Annotated in this window: 23 protein-coding genes; 10 read left to right on the top strand and 13 right to left on the bottom strand. The window is 68.3% G+C overall.

Going from position 1 to position 22,540, the window contains the following annotated elements; translation table 11 throughout:
- Window positions 1-178: 178 nt before the first annotated feature.
- Window positions 179-598 carry a pyridoxamine 5'-phosphate oxidase family protein gene (locus IE325_RS38350; RefSeq protein WP_229912324.1) on the top strand — a complete coding sequence of 140 codons (420 nt, stop codon included), beginning with the start codon at window positions 179-181 and terminating at the stop codon, window positions 596-598.
- A gap of 371 nt (window positions 599-969) precedes the next feature.
- Here the strand turns inward: IE325_RS38350 and IE325_RS38355 are convergent, their stop codons facing one another.
- The 3 genes from IE325_RS38355 to IE325_RS38365 all read right to left on the bottom strand — a co-directional run bounded on the left by IE325_RS38355 (window position 970) and on the right by IE325_RS38365 (window position 3,563).
- Window positions 970-1,485, bottom strand: a complete 516-nt coding sequence (locus IE325_RS38355; protein ID WP_190074784.1) for a cupin domain-containing protein — start codon at window positions 1,483-1,485, stop codon at window positions 970-972.
- A gap of 754 nt (window positions 1,486-2,239) precedes the next feature.
- Window positions 2,240-2,872, bottom strand: a complete 633-nt coding sequence (locus IE325_RS38360) for a DUF2461 family protein (RefSeq protein ID WP_229912326.1) — start codon at window positions 2,870-2,872, stop codon at window positions 2,240-2,242.
- 187 nt (window positions 2,873-3,059) lie between these two features.
- Entirely contained in the window at window positions 3,060-3,563 is a 504-nt protein-coding gene (locus IE325_RS38365) for a GNAT family N-acetyltransferase (protein WP_190074785.1), read from the bottom strand.
- A 176-nt stretch (window positions 3,564-3,739) separates the two neighbouring features.
- Between IE325_RS38365 and IE325_RS38370 the strand changes: the two genes are divergently transcribed.
- On the top strand, window positions 3,740-5,374 hold the full coding sequence (locus IE325_RS38370; RefSeq protein WP_229912328.1) for an ISL3 family transposase: 1,635 nt from the start codon (window positions 3,740-3,742) through the stop codon (window positions 5,372-5,374).
- A gap of 70 nt (window positions 5,375-5,444) precedes the next feature.
- A complete protein-coding gene (locus tag IE325_RS38375) occupies window positions 5,445-6,149 on the top strand; it encodes a hypothetical protein (protein WP_190074787.1) in 705 nt (234 codons plus the stop codon).
- Between the two features lie 110 nt (window positions 6,150-6,259).
- Here the strand turns inward: IE325_RS38375 and IE325_RS38380 are convergent, their stop codons facing one another.
- A complete protein-coding gene (locus IE325_RS38380) occupies window positions 6,260-7,192 on the bottom strand; it encodes an NAD(P)H-binding protein (protein ID WP_190074788.1) in 933 nt (310 codons plus the stop codon).
- Window positions 7,193-7,194: 2 nt separating this feature from the next.
- Here IE325_RS38380 and IE325_RS38385 point away from each other — a divergent pair, with 2 nt between their 5' ends.
- Complete coding sequence (locus tag IE325_RS38385; RefSeq protein WP_229912331.1) at window positions 7,195-7,605, top strand: winged helix-turn-helix transcriptional regulator; 411 nt, start codon at window positions 7,195-7,197, stop codon at window positions 7,603-7,605.
- Window positions 7,606-7,723: 118 nt separating this feature from the next.
- Here IE325_RS38385 and IE325_RS38390 read toward each other — a convergent pair whose 3' ends face one another.
- From IE325_RS38390 to IE325_RS38405, 4 genes are all read right to left on the bottom strand, one after another.
- Complete coding sequence (locus tag IE325_RS38390; RefSeq protein WP_190074790.1) at window positions 7,724-7,861, bottom strand: hypothetical protein; 138 nt, start codon at window positions 7,859-7,861, stop codon at window positions 7,724-7,726.
- Between the two features lie 131 nt (window positions 7,862-7,992).
- Window positions 7,993-8,961 (bottom strand): GntP family permease, encoded by a 969-nt coding sequence (locus IE325_RS38395; protein WP_229912333.1) that lies wholly within the window; start codon window positions 8,959-8,961, stop codon window positions 7,993-7,995.
- Window positions 8,958-10,313, bottom strand: a complete 1,356-nt coding sequence (locus tag IE325_RS38400) for a helix-turn-helix domain-containing protein (protein ID WP_229912335.1) — start codon at window positions 10,311-10,313, stop codon at window positions 8,958-8,960. The genes IE325_RS38395 and IE325_RS38400 overlap by 4 nt, the downstream gene beginning before the upstream one ends.
- Window positions 10,314-10,688: 375 nt before the next feature.
- Window positions 10,689-11,465 carry a GntR family transcriptional regulator gene (locus tag IE325_RS38405; RefSeq protein ID WP_190074792.1) on the bottom strand — a complete coding sequence of 259 codons (777 nt, stop codon included), beginning with the start codon at window positions 11,463-11,465 and terminating at the stop codon, window positions 10,689-10,691.
- Window positions 11,466-11,947: 482 nt separating this feature from the next.
- Between IE325_RS38405 and IE325_RS38410 the strand changes: the two genes are divergently transcribed.
- From IE325_RS38410 to IE325_RS38430, 5 genes are read left to right on the top strand one after another with little or no spacing between them, the layout of a single operon-like run.
- A complete protein-coding gene (locus IE325_RS38410; RefSeq protein WP_190074793.1) occupies window positions 11,948-12,979 on the top strand; it encodes a phytanoyl-CoA dioxygenase family protein in 1,032 nt (343 codons plus the stop codon).
- A complete protein-coding gene (locus IE325_RS38415) occupies window positions 12,976-14,307 on the top strand; it encodes a DUF6271 family protein (RefSeq protein WP_190074794.1) in 1,332 nt (443 codons plus the stop codon). Before IE325_RS38410 ends, IE325_RS38415 begins: the two co-directional genes overlap by 4 nt.
- Window positions 14,304-15,497 carry a type III PLP-dependent enzyme gene (locus IE325_RS38420; protein ID WP_190074795.1) on the top strand — a complete coding sequence of 398 codons (1,194 nt, stop codon included), beginning with the start codon at window positions 14,304-14,306 and terminating at the stop codon, window positions 15,495-15,497. Before IE325_RS38415 ends, IE325_RS38420 begins: the two co-directional genes overlap by 4 nt.
- Window positions 15,494-16,057 carry a GNAT family N-acetyltransferase gene (locus IE325_RS38425; RefSeq protein WP_190074796.1) on the top strand — a complete coding sequence of 188 codons (564 nt, stop codon included), beginning with the start codon at window positions 15,494-15,496 and terminating at the stop codon, window positions 16,055-16,057. Before IE325_RS38420 ends, IE325_RS38425 begins: the two co-directional genes overlap by 4 nt.
- Window positions 16,042-17,256, top strand: a complete 1,215-nt coding sequence (locus tag IE325_RS38430) for an MFS transporter (RefSeq protein ID WP_190074797.1) — start codon at window positions 16,042-16,044, stop codon at window positions 17,254-17,256. The genes IE325_RS38425 and IE325_RS38430 overlap by 16 nt, the downstream gene beginning before the upstream one ends.
- Before the next feature lie 688 nt (window positions 17,257-17,944).
- Here the strand turns inward: IE325_RS38430 and IE325_RS38435 are convergent.
- The 5 genes from IE325_RS38435 to IE325_RS38455 all read right to left on the bottom strand — a co-directional run bounded on the left by IE325_RS38435 (window position 17,945) and on the right by IE325_RS38455 (window position 21,590).
- The gene (locus IE325_RS38435; RefSeq protein WP_190074798.1) at window positions 17,945-18,487 is read right to left on the bottom strand and encodes an MOSC domain-containing protein; all 543 of its coding nucleotides are present in this window, start codon (window positions 18,485-18,487) and stop codon (window positions 17,945-17,947) included.
- A gap of 118 nt (window positions 18,488-18,605) precedes the next feature.
- Window positions 18,606-19,106 carry a hypothetical protein gene (locus tag IE325_RS38440; protein WP_190074799.1) on the bottom strand — a complete coding sequence of 167 codons (501 nt, stop codon included), beginning with the start codon at window positions 19,104-19,106 and terminating at the stop codon, window positions 18,606-18,608.
- Window positions 19,107-19,552: 446 nt separating this feature from the next.
- On the bottom strand, window positions 19,553-20,380 hold the full coding sequence (locus IE325_RS38445; protein ID WP_190074800.1) for an SAM-dependent methyltransferase: 828 nt from the start codon (window positions 20,378-20,380) through the stop codon (window positions 19,553-19,555).
- 83 nt (window positions 20,381-20,463) lie between these two features.
- Window positions 20,464-20,721 (bottom strand): DUF397 domain-containing protein, encoded by a 258-nt coding sequence (locus tag IE325_RS38450; RefSeq protein ID WP_190074801.1) that lies wholly within the window; start codon window positions 20,719-20,721, stop codon window positions 20,464-20,466.
- Complete coding sequence (locus IE325_RS38455) at window positions 20,718-21,590, bottom strand: Sco1979 family transcriptional regulator (RefSeq protein WP_190074802.1); 873 nt, start codon at window positions 21,588-21,590, stop codon at window positions 20,718-20,720. The genes IE325_RS38450 and IE325_RS38455 overlap by 4 nt, the downstream gene beginning before the upstream one ends.
- A gap of 330 nt (window positions 21,591-21,920) precedes the next feature.
- Here IE325_RS38455 and IE325_RS38460 point away from each other — a divergent pair, with 330 nt between their 5' ends.
- Window positions 21,921-22,352 carry an ATP-binding protein gene (locus IE325_RS38460; RefSeq protein WP_190074803.1) on the top strand — a complete coding sequence of 144 codons (432 nt, stop codon included), beginning with the start codon at window positions 21,921-21,923 and terminating at the stop codon, window positions 22,350-22,352.
- The last annotated feature ends 188 nt before the right edge of the window (window positions 22,353-22,540 follow it).

The raw sequence follows: 22,540 nt of genomic DNA on the forward strand, positions 1-22,540 counted from the left end.
CCAGTGTTGCGACGCTCACTGGAATTCGCCCTGTCGTCCGGGGCCATCGAAGAGTGTCGAAGCCGTGTCTCGGTGCGGGTCGGCCCGTTGCGTGCTGCTCTGGTCCTAGGTCGGAGGTCGGTAGGCAGGGGAGAGGTGGCACCACAGGATTGGCGGTGTGACATCTCGTAGTTTCGATGTGGACATGTTCCTGCAGCGGCCGCTCACCGCTCGCCTTGCCACCGGTGGGCCCACGGTGCGCCCGGTCTGGTTTCTGTGGGAGGACGGCGCGTTCTGGGTGCTGACGGGCCCGTGGGCCCGTTTGTTCGACCGGGTGAAGAACGACCCGAGGGTCGCGCTCGTGGTGGACGAGTGCGACCTCGTGACGGGACGTGTTCAGCAGGTGATCGCCCGGGGGCGGGCTGAGCTCGTGCCGTTCGATGTGCCGAGAGGCCGGCGCAAGCTGGTGCGCTATCTGGGAGAGGACGAGGCTCTGTGGGATGACCGGTTCGTGGGCTATCTGTATGACGAGCCGAGCGAACGAGGCACGATGTGGCTGCGTTTGACGCCTACCTCGCTGACGGGCCAGGACCTCAGCTATTGCGTGGCTCCGTCCTGAGCGGGCGCCGCCGGCTGGGGTGTGAGAACCGCTCACGTCCCCGGGCCCGTTCCGGTCCCGGCAAGGCGAACCAGGCTGCAGCTAGTGCTGTGACCGCATAGGTTCGCCAGGTTGGTGTCGTGGCGTTGAATGTGCGGTGACGGTCGATCCGACCGCTGGAGCCGCGGGTGGCTGAGCCTGTTCGTGTGCACAGACTGACCGATCAGGTGGGGCAGAAGCTGCAGCAGATCGTGCGCCGCGGCAGTAGGCAACTGTGGGTCAGATAGTCGGCTTTGGTGAAGCCCGCGTTCCGCGTAATTCAGCGGCCTGGAGTGCCGAATGAGGGGTCTGAACTGGGTGGGCATGGGTGCGGCGGCCTGGATGGCGTTTCTTTACGCTCCCGGCGGCGTCAGCCCGAACCGCGCGATGACGTCCGGCAGCCACTCAGGCTGGCCGAATTCGAGCCCGTACTTGGCCACGAGTGCCGGGATCGCGTCCGCGGACTGCGGCGGGCCGTCGGCGAGCATCTCGGCCACCTCGCGGAAGCAGTTCTCGAAACCGGCCGGGCTGATGATCTCGATCATGCGGGCAGGGACCGAGCCGGCGTTCCACATGGCGTGCAGCTCGCCGCGCGGCTTGGTGATGTACCCGCCAGGGCCCAGCACCGCTTCGCGGTCGCCTGAGCGGAAGCCGATCTCACCTTCGGTGACGATCGAGTACTCGTCCTCGCGGGTGTGCAGGTGCGGCGGCACCAGCGCGCCGACCGGGAACGGGTGCTCGACGACCGACAAGGCGCCGTTGGTATCGGCACCCCAGAGCTTGAAGACCACCCCGATGGAACCGAGGAAGCCCTCGGCGCCCTCGCCGGGGCGGACGACCGTGAGCGGAGGGACCGGTTCCTCAGCCATGGCGATCACTCCTCTGATCGATTTCGAGAAACACTGGTGTCCTGCTAAAAGTGTCCGCCCCGGACTTCCTGGGTCGCATCTTGGCGATCTCGACGATGTACGCCTCGTCGGCCTCGGTGATCCGCCGCGGTCGGCCGCAGGACCTCCGCGGCTCCAACGCGCCGAGCCCCGGTCGTTGAACGCGTGGATCACATCGCGGACGGTGTCCGGATCGGCCGCGACCAGTGCGGCGATCGCCTCGTTAGTGTTGCCCGAGGGCGACGCGAGGATCATCATCGCCCTACGGACCTTGATCGTGCTGTGCCGCCCCCGCCGCACGATCCGCAGCGGGGTGCGGCCCTCCTCGTCCGTCAGCCGACGGGCCCGTACCGGCCTGGCCATCACAGGACTCCTTCCACGACGAAGTGGCAGGTCCTGCACCTGACCGGAAACCGAGATCGTCACACCCCAACCCGGCCGACCATCGCGGGCAACGCACTAGGCCGCAGCCTGAGACTTCGTCAGATCTGGGCGCAACACGGTGAGACTCTGAAAGGACCAGTGAGAACGGACAGCTGGGTTGCGGTGTCTCACCACGGTGTCGGATCCGACATCCGGGGCCCGTCTTCGACCGTGCCGTCCCCTGGCTGAGGTGCCCCGGATGGCCATCGGGCGATGGACGACCAAGCGGCGCTGACACTGCGCATCATCTTCTGAGCGCAGGGGCCAGCGGCACCGGGGGGGCCTCCTGTGCCGCGCGGCGCCCTCGTTGATGTCAGGCGGCGCGCTTCACGTGGCGGACCAGCCACATCAGCAGGGCGTCCAGGTCGGCTGCGGCCGAGAGGATCCGGTCGACCGCTTCGGGGGTGTGCAGCCACTCTTCGCAGCCGAGGAGACGGGCGGCGATCAACGAACGGTGGCGGAGCAGGTCGCTACGGGGGTGGTCCGTCGGGTAGCCGCGCGGGGGGCGTTTCATCATGTCCCCGGAGATGTCGTAGCCCTTCTGCCGCACGTCCTCGACGATGGCGGACAGTTCGCGGCCGCTCCCCTCGGAGGCCACGGCTATGCGGAACATGTCCACCTGGCCGGGATCGGGGTACCACCAGGCGCCCTGGATGCGCAGGCCGTCGAGGTCGAACCGGAGACTGATCTCGATCTTGCGGCCGAGCCGGATCACCGCGCCCTGGTGCTGCCACCACCAGGAGTTGGTGCGGTAGTGCCAGACGGAGAAGTCCTCGTATCGGGGGTCGGTGTCCGCGATCTCGTTGAGCAGGGCGATCATCGGCTGCCGGACCAGGCGTTCACGGTCCGCGCGGTAGCGCTCGCGGGTCGCGTGGCCCGGTTCGCCCTGGAGCTGCCACAACACGTCCATGGCCTGTTCCGGCCAACCCGTGAACTGTCCGCGCATGCGCGGAGGATAGCTCAAGGCATGATCCGCGCGCGGGGAGAGCGAGACGGGCAGAGAGACGTAGCCCCGACCTGCCGAGCGCCGCGACGCCGCCCACGGCTACGTGATGCCCCAAGCCGCATCTGCTGGACGACAATGAATACCTGTACGCCTGCCTCAGCGCGGCAGACGCTCCCGGACTCGGCCCTCAAGACAGGCGCTTCCGGAAGACGATCGCGTGGCGCTGGTAGCCCAGGTGTTCATAGAAGGGGACGGACAAAGGACTGCGGGCGAAGGTATCGAGTTCGATCGTCGCTGCGTCCCGACGCTTGGCCCAGTCCTCGACCGCCTCCATCAGCATGCTTCCCACGCCACGGCGGTGATCGGAAGCTCGCACCATGAGCGCATCGACCCACACGCGCCTGCGTGCGGTCGCGGTAAACTGTCCCTCCGGCGGCCCCGCCGCGGCATGCAGGGTAGCGGCGATGTAACCGACTACCTCGCCAGTCACTTCTGCCACTAGCCGACATTGCTCAGGACGTGCTCCCGTGGCCAGCATCTGCTCGAAAGTTGCCGCCACATCACCGGACGGTATCTGGAAATGGTCGGGATATATGGCGGCGTAATACCGCCCGCTGTCGACCCACGCCACGGCGATGCCGCGCCCGTCACCAGCCCGTGCCGGTCTCACCCTCACGTTCGTCGCGTCCATCCGGCCAGTCTGGCCCGCGACCACCCCGCTTCACAGTCCGCGGCATCACACGCAGGCGTGCACAACACAGGTCAGACACAGGTCTTGAACGCCGGACCAAGTGGGGTGAGGCGCAGGCCTGGTCGTTTTCAAGGGGCTTGTCCGCAGTTCCGTGAATCCCCAGGTCAGCGGCAGGAATGCGGGATCGTTTCGGCAGCGTACTTCTTGCCGTGGCGAGCAAGACGGTTGAGGATGTGCTGTTTCCCGGGATCGATGTGCGGGTGGAGGGGGTAAGCGACTCCTCCGGCATCCTGGTAGTGGAGGCGGTGTCGACGGCCCGCCTAGGCCGGTGCCCGAACTGCCGCAAGCAGGCCCGCCGCGTACACAGCACATATCAACGCACCCTGGATGAACGGCCCTTGGGCGGACGCCGGGTCATCATCCGACTGCGGGTGCGCCGATACTTCTGCGACCGCAGGAGCTGCTCCCGCATGACGTTCGTCGAGCAGGTACCCGGTCTGTCCACGCGCTACCGCCGTTCCAGCACCGGGCTGGCGGGCTGGCTGCGGTCGATCGCGATCGAGCTCGGCGGCCGTCCCGCCGCACGGTTGTGCCGCCGACTGCGGCTGACCGCGGGCCGGACACGGCTTCTCAGGCTGCTGACGGCGCCGGCCGTTCCGGACCGTGCCCCGCGGGTGCTGGGGGTGGACGAGTTCGCCTTCCGCAAGGGCTGCACCTACGGCACCGTGCTGGTCGACGTCGAGGCCGGCCGAGTCGTGGACGTACTGCCCGACCGCACCTCCGAGACCTTCGCGGCCTGGCTCACGGACCATCCTGGAGCTGAGATCATCTGCCGGGACCGGGCGACCGCCTACACCAAAGCGGTCAGGGAAACCGCACCCAACGCCCTCGAAGTCGCTGATCGCTGGCACCTGCTGCAGAACCTGCCCGCCGCGGTGGAGAAGACCTGCCATCAGCACCGCGACTGCCTGCGCAAACGCGTCGAGGAGGAGACGGCGGCCGAAGTGCCCGAGGTGACCCCGATGTTGTTACCGCCCGCGGAGCCGCCCCGGACCCAGATCATCGAGCGCACCCGCCACCGCTACGAGGACATCCACCGCCTGCTGGAGAAACGCTGGACGATCAGTGCGATCGCCCGCCGGCTGAACCTCGACCGCAAGACCGTCCGCCGATTCCGCGACACCGACGTCGACCAACTGCTGGCCTCCGCCCGCGAGTGCCGCCCCAACGGCGTCCTTGAGCCGTTCAAGGCATATCTCAATGCCCGCTTCGCCGAGGCGCAAGGCCAGGTCAGCGGCACCCGGCTGTTCCTCGAGATCCAGGCCCGCGGCTACCGGGGCAGCCGCCAGGGCGTCCGCAAGCACCTCGCCGCCCTTCGCACGGGCACCGCCGAACCGGTGAGGGCCGACATCCCTAGCCCCCGCAAGATCACCTCCTGGATCATGCGGCCCCGCGAGACCCTCACCGAGAGCCAGAACGAGCGGCTCCTTCAGGTCCGGCTCGCCTGCCCGGACATCACTCGGGCCTGTGACCTCGCCCGCGCCTTTGCCGACCTGGTCCGCCATCAGCGCGGATACCTCCTGCTGGAATGGATCCGGCAGGCCAAGCAGGACGCACCGAAGCCAATGAAGGGCTTCGCCGGCTTCCTCCGCCAGGACCTCGACGCCGTCACCGCCGGACTCACCCTGCCCTGGAGCTCCGGCGTCGTTGAAGGTCACGTAAATAGGGTGAAAAAGCTCAAGCGGGCTATGTATGGCCGAGCATCGTTCGAACTCCTCCGGACCCGCATCCTGACTCGGCTTGAGGGGTAAACACGAAGCGCCACATGCCTGCCCGCAGGCACGGTGCACAGGCGCAATGGGGGTGGGGTAGGTGCGACGGGTGATCAATCTGCAATCTATTGAGCAGAAGTTGTTGCTGCTCGCTCTCCTGTTCGTGATTGGCGGGTCGATCGTCGCAAATCTCTTCGCGTGGGACGTGAAGTGGCAGATACCGCTCATCTACGCAGTGCTCTATGTCCTGCTATCAGTCGTTGTTGAGGTCCGTGATCGACAGGCCCCTACAGCTTCCACGCACTACCGCACCAGTGACGAATTCTTCCTGTCGTTTGCCCGTCTCGTGCGCACTGCCGAGCGTCACGTCTACACGAGCTACGTGCGCAACACGCCGCCGCCGAGTTTCCAATCCCCGGCCGCGCAGCAGTACTTCAGGGCCGCGACCGACTGGACTCGTCGCAACCCCGGCGCGTCATTCCACCGCATCATTGGTGTCCCTGCCCAGGAGCCCGGCAAGAGCACCATGCGGCTGTGGCTGCGAGAGCACTACGAAGAGATGCACGGTCTTGCCAACTACCACGCCCGCGTGGTGACGACCAACAGCGGTGTCGACGCGGTCAATATGGCGATCATTGACGACACTGCGGTCCTGTTGCTCCTGACCGCGGATGGATCTTTCATGAGCGGACACAGCCTGGAGACGGCTGAAGCCGTCAACTCCTTCCGGGACTACTACAGGTCTTGGTGGGCATCAGCGGAGCCTCTGGAAAGCTACGCGCAGCGCACCGACCTCATGGCTCCCGACCACTGATCTTCACGGAACTGCGGACAGAGCCTTCACGGCTCTGTCCGCAGTTCCGTGAATCCCCATGTCAGTGAGGAGATCCATGTAGCGGTGCAGGCGCCTCCGCGGCGCCGTGGTCAGCCGACCAATTCGGCGCGGTGCGCCGCGAAGTAGTCGGTGACCGGTGTGGCCAGCTCACTGGTGAGCCGTTGGACGGTGTGGGTGGTGATGTCATACCAGCCATTGCGTTTGGCGATGCCGGAGGTGCTCCAGGCGTGAGCGAAGTGCTCGGGGATTCCCTGATCCAGGAGCCGCTGGGGCTGTTCGGCGTCGGATACATCCTCGCACCGCACGCGGTGGCCAGTGGCCTCTGTCAGCGCAGCAGCAATGTCTGTGTCGGTCACCGCCTCGGGCCCGGTGACCTCCAGGATCTCTCCCTGACTGCCTCCCTCGGCCAGGACGGCGGCGGCCACGGCGGCACTGTCGTCACGGGTGAGGTGGCCGATGCGCCCGTCCCGGCTGTTACTGGGAAGGACTCCGGTGGCTACGGCCCGGGGGGCTACGCCGATCAGGGTCAGCATCTCGACCCAGACGTTGAAGCGCAGCACCGTAAAAGGCAGCCCGGAGTCCGCCAGCAACCGTTCCGTGGCCCCGTAGTCGGGGACGAGGGGGCTGGGGTGTCCTGGGTCGCCGGCGCGGGTGAGGGAGGTGAAGACGACGTGGCCTACACCCGCCTTCGCGGCGGCGTCGATCGCCCGGGCGTGCCTGGGCAGCCGGTCGCTGGTACCGATGCTGATGATCAGTAGCCGTTCCACGCCGTCGAGAGCCCGTACCATCGCGTGCGGTTCGTCGAAGTCGCCGTGGCAGGTCTTCACGCCCAAGTCGGCACTCCTCTCCGGGGTGCGGGACAACGCCAGGACGCGGGCGGCGTCGGTTCGCTGGATGAGATGCCGGACAGTCAAGCTGCCCAGGTTTCCCGAGGCCCCTGTCACTGCGATCACGAGAAGCTCCTTTGCCGGGTGTCTAATCTGATGATTGGTGAGCGCGCGTCGTCTCGTAAGAAGGCACATTGATGTCACCCCTCCCTGAAACCTCGGCAGTCGAACCCGTCGTCGGCGTCACGGTGCCGGTCACCGTCGACGACCACCAGCGGTGTCCGGCAACGGCGCTGCTACGCCGTGTCGGCGACAAGTGGAGCCCGGTACTGCTGTCACTTCTGGCGCAGCGCAGTCATGGGTTCAACGAGCTCGACCGGTCGGTCCAGGGCATCAGCCGCCGCATGCTGGTGCGCACGCTGCGATCGCTGGAACGCGACGGACTCATCAGCCGAGCCCTTCATCCCGGCACACCAGTGCGGGCCGAGTACGCCCTGACCGACCTCGGCCGCTCCCTACGAGAGCTGCTGATCACACTCGGACAATGGGCAGTCACCCACGAGACCGACATGCAGACAGCACGCGCCCGATACGACGCCGGATCCTGACCCGCTCAACACGAACCTGGGCCGACGCCGAATTCCCCAGCATCTCTACGACGTTGTCCGGCGCATCTGCTTCAACGCTTCACGCAACTGCGGCCAGAGCCATTTTCAAGGGTCCTCATCAGAGGAGGCCGCCTGGCGCGGGGGCCGTTCTCGCCGGTGCCACCATCGCCGCCACGTCCGCCTCGGCGACGAGCAGCCTGTCCACCGTCGCCGGATACTCGGCCTCCGGCGCTTTCTGGTTCCTCGTCTCCGTCATCGCCCTGAGCATCCGCAGCCGACGCGCAGAGCGTTGATCACTGCGCCTCTCCACACCGGCAAGTGAACGAGGGCCCGTCGGCGGATGGTCGGCGGGCCCTGCATGGCGGTGGCGTCGGTGAGCCGTAGCTGTCAGAAGAACAGCAGGCTGATCGGCTGGAGCAGGATGATGCCGACGACCGAGGCGAGGGAGACGCCGATCGTGCAGGTCTTGAGGGTGCCTCGGGTGGTTTGTCCCATCAGTGACTGCAGCAGCCAGAACGTGTTGCTGGTGACGTGGACGGCGAACAGGGAACCGGTGCCGGCGGCGAGAGCGATGAGCACGGGGTCGATGCCCAGGCTGGGGGCGAGCGGGGCGAGGATGCCGGCTGCGGTGATGGCGGAGATGGTGACGGAGTCGACCGCGATGTGCAGGACCGCGGCGATCGCCCAGACGAGGAGCAGGGGAGCGAAGGAGTGGGCTCCGAAGTAGCCGCGCAGGATGTCGCCGAGGCCGCCGGCCGCGACCACGGCGGCGAGTGAGCCGCCGACGGTGGTGAGGATGAGGATCTGGCCGCTGTCCTTGAAACCGCGGGCTATGGCGTCCTCGACGCGCTTCTGCCCCATGCGGATCCGGCCGATCACCACGGTGCCGATCAGTCCGGCGAGGAGGGCGACGACCGGGTCGGCGAGGAAGGTGAGTACCCGGTTGTGCAGGTCCGCGGCGTCCGCGACGGCTCCGGTGGCGATCATCAGCAGGGCGAGCAGGAGCGGGGCGAAGCTGAGCAGCAGGTGGGGGGCGCCGGCTTCGGCTTGTGGCCCGTCGACGTGGTGGTCCTCGCCGTCGGCGGTCTTGTGGAGGGTGGCCGTGGCCGTCGCGGCGGGGGCGTCGGATCCGGCGGCGGAGTGTGCCGAGCTGTGCCGTCCGGCCGTGATCTGCTGCTCGGCCTGCGCGTCGATGCCGGCGCCGGACTCCTCGCCAAATGCGTGCCGACTCGTCCTGATGCACGGTCGGCGGTCGGGAGACGAGCCAGGGGCACCCGGTATCGGCGGCCCGGCACGGCACCGCGTCTGCGGGCCTGTCTGGCGGGCGGCCTCGGATGACGGCGACGGGGGGATCACGCTTCCCGCCTCACGCTTCCCGCCTCCGTTCTGCCGCTGTCCACAGCCTGCCGGGGGAGCCAGATCTGGTCCGCCACGCGGTCCGGGGGCCAGGAGCGGACCGGGCTGTACGCCACGAACTGGCGCACCGCGTCGTGGAGCCGGTACAGGAGTCGGCCGTCGGCGGCCGGTCCGACCCAGTGCACCATCTGGCGGTCAATGAGGTCATCGAGGAGATCGGCGGCCGGTCCTCGCGACGGTGTCACATGAGTCACCATGGCGTCGACACCGAAATCGCCGTTCACCGTCCTCAGTCGCTGTAACGCGGCCCTGACCGGGGCGGGCAGTGAGCTGTAGCAGGCCGCCACACTGGCCTCCAGCGACAGATCGCCGATGTGCAGGAAGCGGAGTCGGTCCTGCTCGTTCGTCAGCCGGTCCGCCAGATCACGCAGCGACCGGTGCGGTCGCGCCGACAGCCACAGCCCGGCGATGTGAAGGGCCAGCGGCAGCCCTCCGCAGAACCGCAGCACACTCGACGCGGCCGATCGCTCCGCGTCCGTGCGTTCGGTTCCGAGCAGGTCCTCCAACACCTGGAGGGCGTCCTGATCGCTCAGGACGCCGATGTGCCGGCGGAACTGGTCGGAGAGCGCGGGGAGTTCGCGGCGCGCGGCCACCAGTACCGCACTGCGCGAGCCGTCCGTCAGCAGCGGCCGTATCTGAGCCTCGCTGTCGGCGTTGTCCAGGACGACGAGGACGCGCCTCCTGTTCAGCGCGTCCCGCAGCCGGGCGGCTGCTTCCTCCGGATGGTCCACCGCCGGTCCGGCACCGAGGGAGCGCAGTACGCGGGGGACGATCTCGTCCGGCGTCAGCGGTGTGGAGGACGCTCCTGGGTGGAGGTCCACGAAGACCTGTCCGTCCGGGAACCGGTCGCGCACGCCGTGCGCCGCCTCCAGGACCAGCGACGTCTTCCCCGCGCCGGGAGGCCCGACGACGACCGCGGGCCGCCCGGTGTCGCCGTGCTCCGTGGCGGAGAGGTACGCACGCAGTGAGTCAAGGTGCGTCGTCCGGCCGACGAGTCTGTGGCGGGGCGCCGCGGGGAGTTCGGCGGGTACGAGACCGGGTGGTGGCTGATGCCTCTCGGCGCCGGATCTGCGCATCAACCGCCCGATCTCGTCCGGGGGCAGCCCGAGGGCCTTGGCGATCAGTAGCAGTGACTGTTTGCGCGGGCGGGAGGTGTGGCCGGTCTCGAGGTTGCGGATGGCCCGCACACTCACTCCGGACCGTTCTGAGAGGTCCTCCTGGGTCAGGCAGGCCGCCTCGCGTGCGGTGACCAAGGCGTCCGCGAGCGTCGCGGGCAACGATGTCCGGGGCACGAAAGGCAGGTCTCTGCTTGCGGGGCGGTGGTCGGCGAGCGGCCGGGTATCCAGGGTCGGACTGCCACCCTCACGGTTGGCGGAGGTTCGTGGTCGGTCGGCTTCGGCCGGCGTCGGGTCGGCTTCGGTTCGGCTGGTGAGAACACCCTGTCGTGTCACGACTTTCCCAGGGTTGGCGGGGCGGGACTGGTCCTCAGGGGCTCGGTCGTGGGGGCCGGCCTGGGGGCTCAGCGTTCTGCATGCAGTCACGGCCGCCGCACCAGGGCGGGCCATGTCGGGGGCCGGTCGCGCGGTCAGGGGGCTGCAGCCTGCAGTTCGCCGTGAACGTGGGGGGGCGCGAGCAACGAGGTGGAACGGTCGGGACTGGACGGGGCCTCAGTCGGACGCCCGGTCCGCCATGGGCATCAAGGTCACTACGAACTTGTAGCGGGAGCCGCGGTATACGGAACGGACCCACTCCACCGGTCTGCCCTCGGTGTCGTGCGAGTGCCGGGACAGCAGCATCATCGGAAGGCCCACGTCCGTCGCGAGCAGCCTGGCCTCGTACGGGGTCGCGAGCGAGGTCTCGATGCCCTCCTCGGCCTCCGACAGGTGCACGCCGTACACCTCGCCGAGCGCCGTGTACAAGGATCTGTACCTGGCCAGCGACTTGCGCAGGTCGGGGAAGCGCCGTGCGGACAGGTGGGTCGTCTCGATGGCCATGGGCTCGTCTCCGGCCAGCCGCAGCCGCTCGATGCGCACCACCTGCTCACCGACATCGATGTCGAGCAGACGCGACAGCTCCTCGTCGGCCTCGATATGACGCATGTCCAGGATGCGCGAGGCGGGTTCGAGGCCCTGGGCCTGCATGTCCTCGGTGTGGGAGGTGAGTTGGAGGACGCGGTAGAGCTTCGGCCGTGCAATGAAGGTGCCTTTTCCCTGGATCCGGTCCAGCCGGCCTTCACCGACGAGCTCCTGCAGCGCCAGCCGGACTGTGGTGCGTGAGGTGGTGAGCCGGACGGCGAGTAATCGCTCGGCCGGCATGCGTGAACCCGGCGTCAGCGACTCCGCGATCGCGAGGACCTGTTGCTTCACGTGGTAGTACTTCGGCACCCGTGCGGCGCCACCGGACATGCCGGTGTCGTACTGAACGATGCTTATGTCAGTGGTCATGACCTGCCTTCCGGGCGCACTCGCAGGTGTCTCGTTATAGCCCCCAACTCGCCTTTGGTCTAGTCCAACTGGGGGCGGCGTGTCGCGGCGCGGAGGCGGTTCTGTGGCCTCCCGGGAGCGGCTGGGGCGGCCTTCTGGGCAATCCCGGCGTACTGAAAAGCCTAGACCAAGTCACGTGCGGGCCCACGGCCTTCGGCCCGTCCGGCGTGGCGGCAGGCAGCAGCCCATCGCAACGCGCAGCCTGCGAGCGGCACTTGTGGTGACCGCGAGACCGCCGGGGGCAGGGGTGCCGCACCGCCACGCCCAGAGCGGCCCCGGTCTGCGGAGCGGTCGGCAACAGGCAACTGGCAGGCAGTTCGCGGCAACTTCGCCGGGTTGCGATTGACACCGTGAATTGGTCCAGTCCACTTTGAAGGAACCTCAGTTCGATCAGTGACGGCCTGGAGTTCCCCTCGGCCACTGAGGACCCTTGGAGTGATCGCATGCCGACATCCGACCCCTACCTGTACCGCGCCCCGACACGGCGCCCCTACTTCAGCGCCGACGGCGAGACCTACCTCGCACGGACGCAGCTCAGAGAGATCGAGAAGTCGCAGCCGCCGCGCGTGCTGTCGGAACAGGACCTCGCCTTCTGGCAGACGTACGGATACGTCGTGGTGCGCAACGCCGTCTCGCCGGGCGAGGCAAAGAGCCTGTACGAGTTCGCCTGGGAGTTCCAGGGGCTGGACCCCGACCGCCCCGAAACCTGGTACCAGAAGCGGGAGTTCCGCTCGGATCTCGACCGCGACCTGCATGTCTACGGCTTCGTCGAGGCGTACCACCACCAGCTGATGTGGGACACGCGCCAGGCGCAGCGGGTCTACGACGCCTTCGCCGACGTCTGGGACTGCGACGAGCTGTGGGTCACCCTCGACCGGTTGAACCTCAACCCGCCCAACCGCGGCAGCCGTTCTCGTTCCCTCATCGCGCCGACCGACGAGGGGTTCGACATCGAACTGCACTGGGACGTCGACACCACGCTGGGCGTGCTGCCGCAGCGGGTGCAGGGGATCCTGGCCCTCAACGACACCCAGCCCGAACTCGGCGGGTTCCAGTGCGCACCCGAGCTGTTCCGGCAGTTCGAGGAGTGGCGGGTCGCGCAGCCGGCCGGCCGGGACCCGATCAGGCCCGCGATCGACCGTGCCGAGTTCCCCGTCGTACGGCCCGACCTGCAGGCCGGTGACTTGCTGATCTTCAACGGACTCCTGGCCCACGGAGTCGCGCCCAACACCTCCGACCACGGCGTCCGCGCCGTGCAGTACCTGTCGATGATGCCGGCGCTGGAGGAGCACGAGGAACTGCGACGCTCCCGCGTCGAGTCGTGGCGCACACTCAGCACGCCCGACTGGAACGGCACGCTGCTCGGGGACGCCGACCGGCACGAGTCGCTCCGGTACGGCACCGCCACGCTCGACGACCTCGGCAGGAAACTCCTGGGACTCGACTCCTGGAGCGAACGAGAGAGCACCAAGTGAACCGACAGACCAGCACCGACCGGATCTGCCTGGCCCTGCCCACCAACAGGGCGTGCGCGGACGCCATCGTGGGCATCGGCGAGGAGGCCGCGTACGCGGCCCGCACCTTCGGCACCGAGGTGCACCTGCTCATCCTCGACTCCTGCGACGAGAGCACGCGGGCCGAGCACGCCCGCGTAGTGGCCGGCCTGCCCGCCACCCCGAACGTGATCGTCCACCACCTCGACGAGGCACGTCAGCGGGATTTCCTGCGCCGCACGATCCAGCGCTCCGACGTCGCCGTGCCCAAGCGGCTGCTCGGCCTCATGATCCCGGCCGCACTCTCCTACGGCGCTTGCACCAACCGCGCCTTCCTGATCGCCAGCGCCCTCGGCTGCCGGTCCGTGCACCGCAGGGACTCCGACTGCACCTACCAAGTGCTGGACGGCGAACAGGTCTTCCCCATCCACCACGAGCTGTCCTCGCTCGGCAAGCCCGCCTCCGAGGCGTCGGCCGCCGTGACCGAGACCGCGCTCGCCGCCGATCACGGCCACCGTCCGGTGTCCATGGTCGGGGCCTCGTTCATCGGCGAACGGTCCGTGGACATCGCCGAGATCGAGCAGCTCGACCCGGGCGTCTACCACGACGTCGTCAGCCTGTGGGCACCCGCCGACTGGTCGGACGAGCAGAAGGAACAGCTGGTCGAGGAGTCCTTCAAAGGCGCCGGAACCACGCCCTTCACCGAAGATCACTCCACCCTGACGCTGGTCGACCCCATGCGGGTGGACATGAGCAACATCGGCTTCGACCACGAGGTCTACGAGCGGGTGCCGCTGCCCCCGGCGACCGACACCATCGGCAGCGACTACTTCCTGATCCACCTCGTCCACGACGCCGCGCTTCCCGGCGTGCTGCACAACCGCCACATCGAGAACTTCTACACGCCCTTCCGGCGCACCGACGCCGGCTTCCGGGCCTACCAGATGCGGTTCGTGAAGTTCCTGCTCTCCATGCTCTACTTCAACGACGTCTACGAGCGGATGGACGCGGCCGGAGCCGCGCTGCTGGACGAACGGGAGCACGTCCGCGGCGACGTCATCGCCGGCTTCCTGCGCGACAGCGCGGCTCTGGACCGGACGGAGAACATCTGGCGTCTGGACCGGGTCAGCACCTCGTACCGCAAACTGGGCGGGCGCTACGCCAAGTTCGCCGACCGAATGGACGCGCGCCGGGATCAGCTGCTGGACGAGGCGCGGCGGGACACGGAGGACTTCGCGCTGCTGATCGACGCCTGGCCCGCGCTGGTGCGCGCCGCCCGGGAAACCGGCCTCGGAAGTGCGGACGCGTGAGCGTGGACCTGGACGCGCGACTGGCCTCCGCCCTGGCTGCCGCGTCGTCGGACTGCGTCGTCTTCGATCTCACCGGGGTCGGGAACCAGTACGACCACCTGGTGCGCGAACTGCCCGGCGTCATCGTCCGGTTCGCGATGAAGGCGTGCCCGATCGACGAGGTGCTGACCTGCCTCGCCGATCGGGGCGCCGGCTTCGACGCGGCGAGCCCCGCGGAGATCGAGCAGGCGCTGCGGCTGGGCGTACCCGCGGACCGCGTCCACTACGGCAACACCGTGAAGTCCGACGCGAGCATCGCCGAGGCCCACCGGCTCGGCGTGCGGACCTTCGCCACGGACAGCGTGCAGGACGTGGCGGCCGTCGCAGCGCACGCCCCCGGCGCCCGCGTGTACTGCCGCCTCGCCACCAGCGGGGAAGGCGCCCTGTGGGGACTGAGCCGCAAGTTCGGCTGCTCGCAGGACGACGCCGTACGCGTACTGACGGCGGCCCGGGCCGCCGGACTGACCCCTGCCGGGCTCTCGGTGCACGTCGGCTCGCAGCAGATGACGTACGAGGCGTGGCGCCAGGCAGTGGACCAACTGGCCGACACCATGGTGGCCTTGCGCGAGCAGGGAATCGTGCTCGACCACGTCAACCTGGGTGGCGGGCTGCCCGCGCTCGGCTACCTCGACCGGCACGGCCGCAGACTGGAACCGCCGCTGGACAAGATGTTCGCCGTCCTGCGCGAGGGCATGCACGAACTGCGGCACCTCAGCGCGGCGCCCCTCGACTTCGTCATGGAGCCCGGCCGCCATCTGGTCGCAGATCACGGCGCGATCCGTGCGCACGTCTACCGGCTGACCGAGCGGCGGCAGCCCGACGGTGAGCTCGTGCACTGGCTGTACCTGAGCTGCGGAAAGTTCAACGGCCTCTACGAGATGGACGAGCTCTGTCACCGGTTCGTCTTCCCCGGCCACCTCGACGGCGAGTACGTCGCCGCCGTCGTGGCCGGTCCCACGTGCGACAGCGACGACGCCTACGGGACCGCGCACCGGCTCGTGCCCAAGGCACTGGCGTCCGGGGACCCGGTCTGGGTCCTGTCCGCCGGCGCCTACGCCACCAGCTACATGACACAAGGCTTCAACGGCTTCGGCCCGCTTCCGCACACGGCGACACACGGCGGGATCGGGCGCGCGGGGGCGGCGGCGTGAGCGGGGGAGCGGCGGGCCTCGACGCCCGCATCCGCCCCGTGCGCGACAGTGACTGGCCAGGCATAGCCGCCCTGGAGACAGCGGCCTACGCGGGCAGCTCCCTGACCGAGGGCCGGGCCGCGCTGGAGTCGAAAGGACGCGCCTCGCCGGACACCTGCTTCGTGCTCGACATCGACGGGCACGTCGCGGGATACCTGCTCTCGCTGCCGTACCCGATGTTCCGGTACCCGGCGCTGGCCCGGTCCGACGACCCCCTGCACGACTCGCGCAACCTCCACCTGCACGACATCGTCGTCGCGCAGGAGCAGCGGGGCAGGGGCTGGGGCGGCGGCCTGCTCGCCAGGCTGACGGCCGCCGCGCGACCGCGGTTCGAGCACATCTCGCTCGTCGCCGTCGACGGCTTGGCCTCCTTCTGGGCCGCGCACGGCTACCGGGCACACTCGCGGGTCCGGCTCCCGGAGAGCTACGGCGACAACGCCGTGTACATGTCCATCGCGGTGCCCGGCAGCGGTACCAGCCCTTCGAAGGAGGTGACCCGGTTCCCGTGCCCCGTGTCCTAGACGACTTCAGACGTACGCAGTTGGCGATCGCGGCGCTGTTCTGTTTCCTCGGGTTCCAGTACGCCACCTGGATCTCCCGGATTCCCGCCCTCAAGACGCGCCTCGACCTGAGCGCCGGGGAGGTGGGTCTGCTGCTCATGGTCACCGGGGCGGGCGCGGCGGCTTCCTTCCCGCTCGTCTCGTTCCTGATGAAGCGCCTCGGTGCGCGCCGCCTCGCCCTGCTGTCCGGGCTGGGCCTGGTGGCGATCCTCCTGGCGCTGTCCGCTGCCCCCAACTACCCCGTGGCGCTGGTGATCCTCTGCGCGGACGGCGTGGCGGTCGGCTGCCTGAACGTGGCGATGAACGCTCAGGGCGCAGCCCTGGAGGCAGCCCACGGACGTACGGCGATGACGCAGCTGCACGCCACCTTCAGCGCCGGTTCGTTCCTCGCCGCCCTGGTGTCGTCCGGCGTGACCGCGCTGACCTCCGGCATCGTCACCCACTTCGCCGCCGCGTCAGCCGTACTCCTGGTGCTCCTCGCCTGCGCGCGCCCACGCCTGCTCCCCGACGACGCCCCCGCGAAGGAGCCGGCCGAGCAGGAGGGCAAGAACCGCCGCAGGATGGCCAGGCCGACCCGGGTGATGCTCTGGCTCGGCTGCACCATGGTGTTCGCCGAGGTGGTCGAAGGCTCCATGAACGACTGGTCCGCGCTCTACCTGAAGGACATCGCCGGTGCATCGGCTCAGGTCGCGCCGCTGGGCATCGCGGTCATCTCGGTCGTGATGGTCCTCGCGCGCCTCTTCGGTGACAGCTGGCGCAGCCGCTGGGGCGACGCCATTGTCGTCCGCGTCGGCAGCGCCGTGGCCGGAGTCGGACTGGCCCTCGCACTGTTGGTCGGAGGCGTCGTGCCCGCTCTCCTCGGCTTCGCGTGCGTGGGACTGGGCGTCGCCGCCGTGACGCCGTGCCTCTACGTCGCCGCCGCGGCCGAAGGCCCGGACGCCCTCTCCCTGGTTGCCGCCACGGGCACCACCGGCCTCCTCGTCGGTCCCGCGCTGATCGGCTTCGTCGCCGAAGCCGGCGACCTGACCTGGGGGATGGCCGTCGTGGCAGCCTCGGCCGTCATCGTCTCCCTGTGCTCGACCCGCCTCCAGTGGGCCCCCGCGAAGGCCTCGTCCGAGGGAATCATGGAGACGGAGGTGGTCGAGAAGGGGGCCACGTGACCGTCTTGTCGGGGGCGGAAGGTCTGGGCTGCCGCCCCCGACATGCCCCGTCCCGGCGACACCGTCACCCTCGTCAGGGGCCGGCCTGGTGCAGTTCGTCCCCGCCTCACCGTGGAACACATCCGAGCCAGGAAGGAACCCGCAGGTGCAGAACCTGGCGACGCTCACGGTGGCCAGAACCAGAGAGCCGGGACACGCCAGGCCGAGAGCCCACCGAGGTCACTGCCGAGAAACACATGATGGCCGTCGTCTGCAGATGCCGTGGCCGGCGCACGGACCGAGCCTGCGGCACACAGCACGGTGGACCTGCCACCGCGTTCCCAGACCCCCGCACGTGATCGGAGTCGCCCCCGGTGACGGATCGTCCGTTGCCGAGGGCGACGGCGTCACCGGACGCCGTGATGACGTGATGAGCGGAAACCGGCAGCAGGCGATCGACGGGTTCGACGAGCCGTCCGACGATCGCAGGGTCCCAGACCGCCAGCCCGAGCCGTCCGCCCGCGGTGACAACGTGTCCGCGCCTTAGTTCCACTGCGTCTCGTGCGGCCACCACGCGCACGCCGACACACTGGGAGCCACCAACGTTCTACGGGCCGGGCTGGTCCGTCGCGACGCCAACCCGGCGTAACGAGAAGCCCCCGGCTTCAGCCGGGGGAGGAGTCACGTCACGGTCTGCCCAGGAGGCTGGTCAGACCCGGTCCAGGGGTCGGTGCGGACCGCTGGGAAGTTCCTTCTCGATCGTGTCGCCAGGGCGCACCACGCCACCTGCCCGCACGATGCTCATGATTCCGGCTTTGCGTACGACGTTCCCCGCCTCGTCGCGGCCGACGACCCGCTTCAACAGCCCGTCCTGGAAGTTGTCGATCTGCAGGCACGGATTGCGGAGGCCAGTGACTTCCAGGACCGCGGAGTCGCCGATGCGCAGCAATGTGCCGACCGGCAGACCGAGCAGATCGATACCCCGCGTGGTGATGTTCTCGCCCAGCTCGCCGGGCGCCACGTTGAACCCTCCTTCACCGACCTCGGCGAAGAGCTCCTCATGAATGAGGTGGACCTGTCGCAGATTCGGCTGGGTGGGATCCTGCGCGACGCGTGAGCGGTGCTTGACCGTCACCCCGGCGTGCACGTCCCCCTCCACACCGAGCCCAGCGAGCAATCTGACGCTGTCCCGGTTCGGTTTGGTGAACGAGTACTCCCCGTTGCTGCTGACCGCCGTCACTGTCCCGTTCATACCTAGGAACCCCATCTTCGGTAACCGTGATCAGCCACGACCCTAGCCCTGGCCTCTCCAGGCAGAGCATCCAGGATCAATCGCGGTGGGGTCGTCAGCAGGGCTGGAGACCGGCCGATCAGCTCTCGCCTTCAATGCGGGGGCGCAGGGTCACGCGATAGTTCTCCCCGCCGTAGAGGGACTCGTAGCGGATCTCCAGCTGCAGGCGCCGAGTTATCAGATCCAGGAACTCGGCATGGGCGTCCGGCTCGTACGGGTCCACGCTCAGCAGGAAGTCCTCGTGGCCCGTGGCGATGGTCTGCGCCTCGGTGAACGTCACGGCATACGGCCGTACGACGAGGCCGGCACGTGCCCGGTCCGCGCTGGCCTTGGTCCACGCGCCGATCACGTGGCCGTCGACCGTCAGGGTGCTGCTGACGACGACGGCCGGGCCGAGACCGGAGTTGATGAGCTTGATCCCCGCTTTGTGCCCCTTGGACATCCCCCGCTGCAGGTGGAGTATGGGCCGCACCGAGTGGCGGTTGTGCTGCCGGGTCGCGCGTGCCTCGTAGACCGAGACGGTGAGCGAGGCCACAGCGATCACAACGGCACACGCCGCGACGACCGTCTCCGCGTCCATCTCGTGACTGCCCCCTTCTCCGCCCCACCCGCTTGGAATGCCCGAGCGGGGAAGAATCCATGCACGCTGGCGCCGGCGAACAGACGGTCCAGCCCGAAATATCGAATGCCGTACCCGTGGCAGGCGGCTGGGGCCTGCATCGGTTGTGATCAAGATGTGAGTGCTGTCCTCGGGACCAATCACCATCAGGGCCACGGCTGGCTTCAGCCGTCGTCAGCCGGATCGCGACCGGTACATCTGCGGCCGGGGGGATGGGCCCCCGTTATGGCTCGGCCAGGCGAGCCGTCTGCAGGCGTACGTGGGGAACAGCCGTCGGCCCGGAAGGTACACGTCTCCTGTGTACCCACCGGCCCACCGCCCACCGGCTTCGCTGCGAAGGTCAACGGCCCAAAGACGCCGCCGAGTTGAGGATCTGTGGCCCGGGAGGAGACGGACCCCCGTCTCCGTCACGGCTTGATGCCGACTCCAGTCCACAGGCTGACCTGGGCGTCCGTCACGGGCTCCGTCCCAGCGGTCCCCTGGGGCGCGGCGTCGGGGCGCCAGCGGTGCCCGACGATGACGCCGGGCTCCAGCAGGTCGAGCCCGTCGAAGAAGCGGGCCACATCCTTCTGGGAACGGAACTGCACCGGCGTACCGGCTCCGTTGTAAATGTCGGTGACCTTCTGCCAGGTCTCCGGATCGAAGTCCGGTGTGCAGTGGCTCAGCGCCAGCGCGCTGCCCGAGGGGAGGACATCGAGCAGGTTGCCGACGATGCCGTACGGGTCCTGCGCGTCCGTGACGAAGTGCATCAAGGCGTTCATGGACAGCGCAACGGGCTTGGTCAGGTCCAGGACATCGGCCAGCTCGGGAGCGTTGACGAGAGTCTGAGGGTCGTTGACGTCCGCTTCGATGTAGGTGGTGCGCCCCTGGGGCGTGCTGCGCATGAGGCGCTCGGCGTACTTGAGGACGAGGGGATCGTTGTCTGCGTAGACCACGCGGGCGTCGGGGACCACGGTCTGCGCGACCTGGTGCAGGTTCGGCTCGGTGGGAATGCCGGTGCCGATGTCGAGCCACTGCCGGATGCCGTGCTCGGTGGCGAGGACCCTGGTGGCCCGGTGCATGAAGGCCCGGTTCTCGCGGGCACACACGAAGATGCCGGGATAGGCGGCGGCCACGGTCTCGGCCGCCTTCCTGTCGACCTCGAAGTGGTCCTTGCCGCCGAGGTAGTAGTCGTACATGCGAGCGGAGTGCGGCCTGCTGGTGTCGATGTCCCGCGCGGCGTGGGGGCTGCTCATTTTCTTCCCTTCAGTGGTGTCTCTGTCCTGCCGGGCGGGTCGTGGCCAGGTTCGGCCGGCGTCCTTCCCACTCGGGTCCTGGCTCAGCAGGCCGTCAGATGATCGGCCATCCCCTTCTTGACGCCGGCGACGAACGCGGCGATCTCCTGCGGGGTGTAGATCAGCGCGGGGCCGTTGGGATCGGTCGACTGCCGCAATGCGATACGCCCGTCGGCGAGCTGCTTCGTCTGTACGCACTGGCCCCCGTTGGGACCGCTCCACGGGCTCTCCCAGCCCTGGTCACCGAGGTCCGAGGCGGGCATGCCGTTGTAGAAGTAGAAAGGGTCGTCAGCGACGGTCATGAATACTCCTTACGCATGCGATTCAACAGGCCCCTGCTGTCCGCCGACGAGGTGAGCAGCGACATCCGGTTGTGCGCCTCGAGGTGGGCGACGACATCGGAGCGCTGGTCCAGGTACATGGAGGCGGACAGGATCTCGGAGTAGACGACGTCGGGCAGCTCCGGCTCCTCGAAACGGAAGTACGTGAACGGCGCGCACGCCCCTACATGGGCGCCCGCGGTGAACGGCAAGATGTCCACGCTCACATGGCTCAGCTCCGAGGCCTCCAGGAGCCGATCGATCTGCTCACGCATCACCTCGGCGCCGCCCACCATCCGGTGCAGCACCGCTTCCTCCATCACCACCCACAACGTGGGGGCGTCGGGCTTGTCCAGCAGAGCCTGGCGACGCAGACGCAGATCCACTCTGCGCTCCAGCTCCTCCGGACTGTCGTTGGGGAAGCCGCCTCGCAGGACCGCGCGGGCGTACCCGTGGGTCTGGAGTAACCCTGTGACGTAGTGAGGCTCGTAGGTGCGCAGTGTCCTGGCGCCGGTCTCCAGGCTGACGTAGGCGCTGAACCAGGAAGGCACCACATCGCGGTACGCGTGCCACCAGCCCGGTTCGTTCGCCTGCTCGGCGAGGTCGATGAACTCGTCGATCTCCTGCTGCTCGGCTCCGTAGGTCTGGAGCAGCTTCTCGACGTAGAGGGGTTTGAGGCCGACCTCTGCCTTCTCCAAACGGCGGATGGTCAAGGGCGTCACGCGCAGCGCCTTCGCCGCGTGGTCCAGCGACATGCCCGCGTCCTCACGCATGTCGAGCAGCCGTCGGCCGAGGATCATGCGCAGCACGGTGGGTGCACTGGCGCCCGTGCTCGAACGGACCTCACTCACACCCGAACCTCCTGAGGATCTGTCACCAGTAGCAGTCTGACAGCTACTTGGTGATGCCACCAGACCGATACCGTCTTGCTGAAATTATCAGTGAGTAGCTTGCAGCATGAACTCCACTGAGAGCATAGTGAGTTGAGTGAACGACCCTGGCGAACGTCCACACGTCTGGGCCAACCAGCCCTATATGTGCGCGAGTTGGCATGCAATGGGCGTTCGAGTCTCGGGGCGCGGTCCGGAACACCCCTTTCCGGCCCGCCCGTTGCTCACCTTCCCGTCATCTGACTGCGCACGCTCACCGATGGAAGGCGAACCACCGTGTCCCCCCACACGATGCACCCCCCTCAGCTCGTGGACGTCCCCGACCCGGAGCGCACCCGCTGGCTCGAACTCCCGGCCCATCGCTCCAGCGTGAGGATCGCCCGAGGCTTCGCGGGCAAGGGCATGGCCGCCTGGCGACTGCCCGTCGACCTGGCAGCTGACGCCGTGCTGTTGGTGTCCGAGCTGGTCACCAACGCCGTACGCCACACGCACAGCGCACGGATCCTGTGCGGCATAGGACTCGTCGCCAACACCTGTCTGCGGCTGGAAGTCCACGACCATGGCCACGTCACCAGGAGCATGCCCCCGTGCGAGCCGGGCCCCGAGGACGAAAGCGGCCGCGGACTCTTACTCGTGCAGGCGATCGCCGGCAGCTGGGGTGTCGACCGTTCCAGGCTCACGGGTGGCAACGTTGTCTGGGTGACCATGACAACGTCGTCCTGACGGCAGGCAGCGGAAGGTCCCTGACGGGTAACCAGCGGGCGGCCGTCCCGGGATCAGGTACAGATCGGCGAAGTACTCGACGTTGTTCCTCAAGATCGCACCGGCATGATGCGCGGGCGGATCTGCTCGGTCGCTGGGGAGGAGACCGGGACGGCCTCCCGGCCGCACAGCGTGTCGGGCGAGGGCTC

Source organism: Streptomyces lanatus (assembly GCF_014655715.1).
Classification (GTDB): domain Bacteria; phylum Actinomycetota; class Actinomycetes; order Streptomycetales; family Streptomycetaceae; genus Streptomyces; species Streptomyces lanatus.

Bases quoted from the DNA above. Each gene is read 5' to 3' on its own strand.
- IE325_RS38355 (WP_190074784.1), bottom strand. From the start codon at position 1,485: ATGGCTGAGGAACCGGTCCCTCCGCTCACGGTCGTCCGCCCCGGCGAG.
- IE325_RS38360 (WP_229912326.1), bottom strand. From the start codon at position 2,872: ATGCGCGGACAGTTCACGGGTTGGCCGGAACAGGCCATGGACGTGTTG.
- IE325_RS38365 (WP_190074785.1), bottom strand. From the start codon at position 3,563: ATGGACGCGACGAACGTGAGGGTGAGACCGGCACGGGCTGGTGACGGG.
- IE325_RS38370 (WP_229912328.1), top strand. From the start codon at position 3,740: ATGCGGGATCGTTTCGGCAGCGTACTTCTTGCCGTGGCGAGCAAGACG.
- IE325_RS38380 (WP_190074788.1), bottom strand. From the start codon at position 7,192: ATGTGCCTTCTTACGAGACGACGCGCGCTCACCAATCATCAGATTAGA.
- IE325_RS38385 (WP_229912331.1), top strand. From the start codon at position 7,195: ATGTCACCCCTCCCTGAAACCTCGGCAGTCGAACCCGTCGTCGGCGTC.
- IE325_RS38390 (WP_190074790.1), bottom strand. From the start codon at position 7,861: ATGACGGAGACGAGGAACCAGAAAGCGCCGGAGGCCGAGTATCCGGCG.
- IE325_RS38405 (WP_190074792.1), bottom strand. From the start codon at position 11,465: ATGACCACTGACATAAGCATCGTTCAGTACGACACCGGCATGTCCGGT.
- IE325_RS38410 (WP_190074793.1), top strand. From the start codon at position 11,948: ATGCCGACATCCGACCCCTACCTGTACCGCGCCCCGACACGGCGCCCC.
- IE325_RS38435 (WP_190074798.1), bottom strand. From the start codon at position 18,487: ATGAACGGGACAGTGACGGCGGTCAGCAGCAACGGGGAGTACTCGTTC.
- IE325_RS38440 (WP_190074799.1), bottom strand. From the start codon at position 19,106: ATGGACGCGGAGACGGTCGTCGCGGCGTGTGCCGTTGTGATCGCTGTG.
- IE325_RS38445 (WP_190074800.1), bottom strand. From the start codon at position 20,380: ATGAGCAGCCCCCACGCCGCGCGGGACATCGACACCAGCAGGCCGCAC.
- IE325_RS38450 (WP_190074801.1), bottom strand. From the start codon at position 20,721: ATGACCGTCGCTGACGACCCTTTCTACTTCTACAACGGCATGCCCGCC.
- IE325_RS38460 (WP_190074803.1), top strand. From the start codon at position 21,921: ATGCACCCCCCTCAGCTCGTGGACGTCCCCGACCCGGAGCGCACCCGC.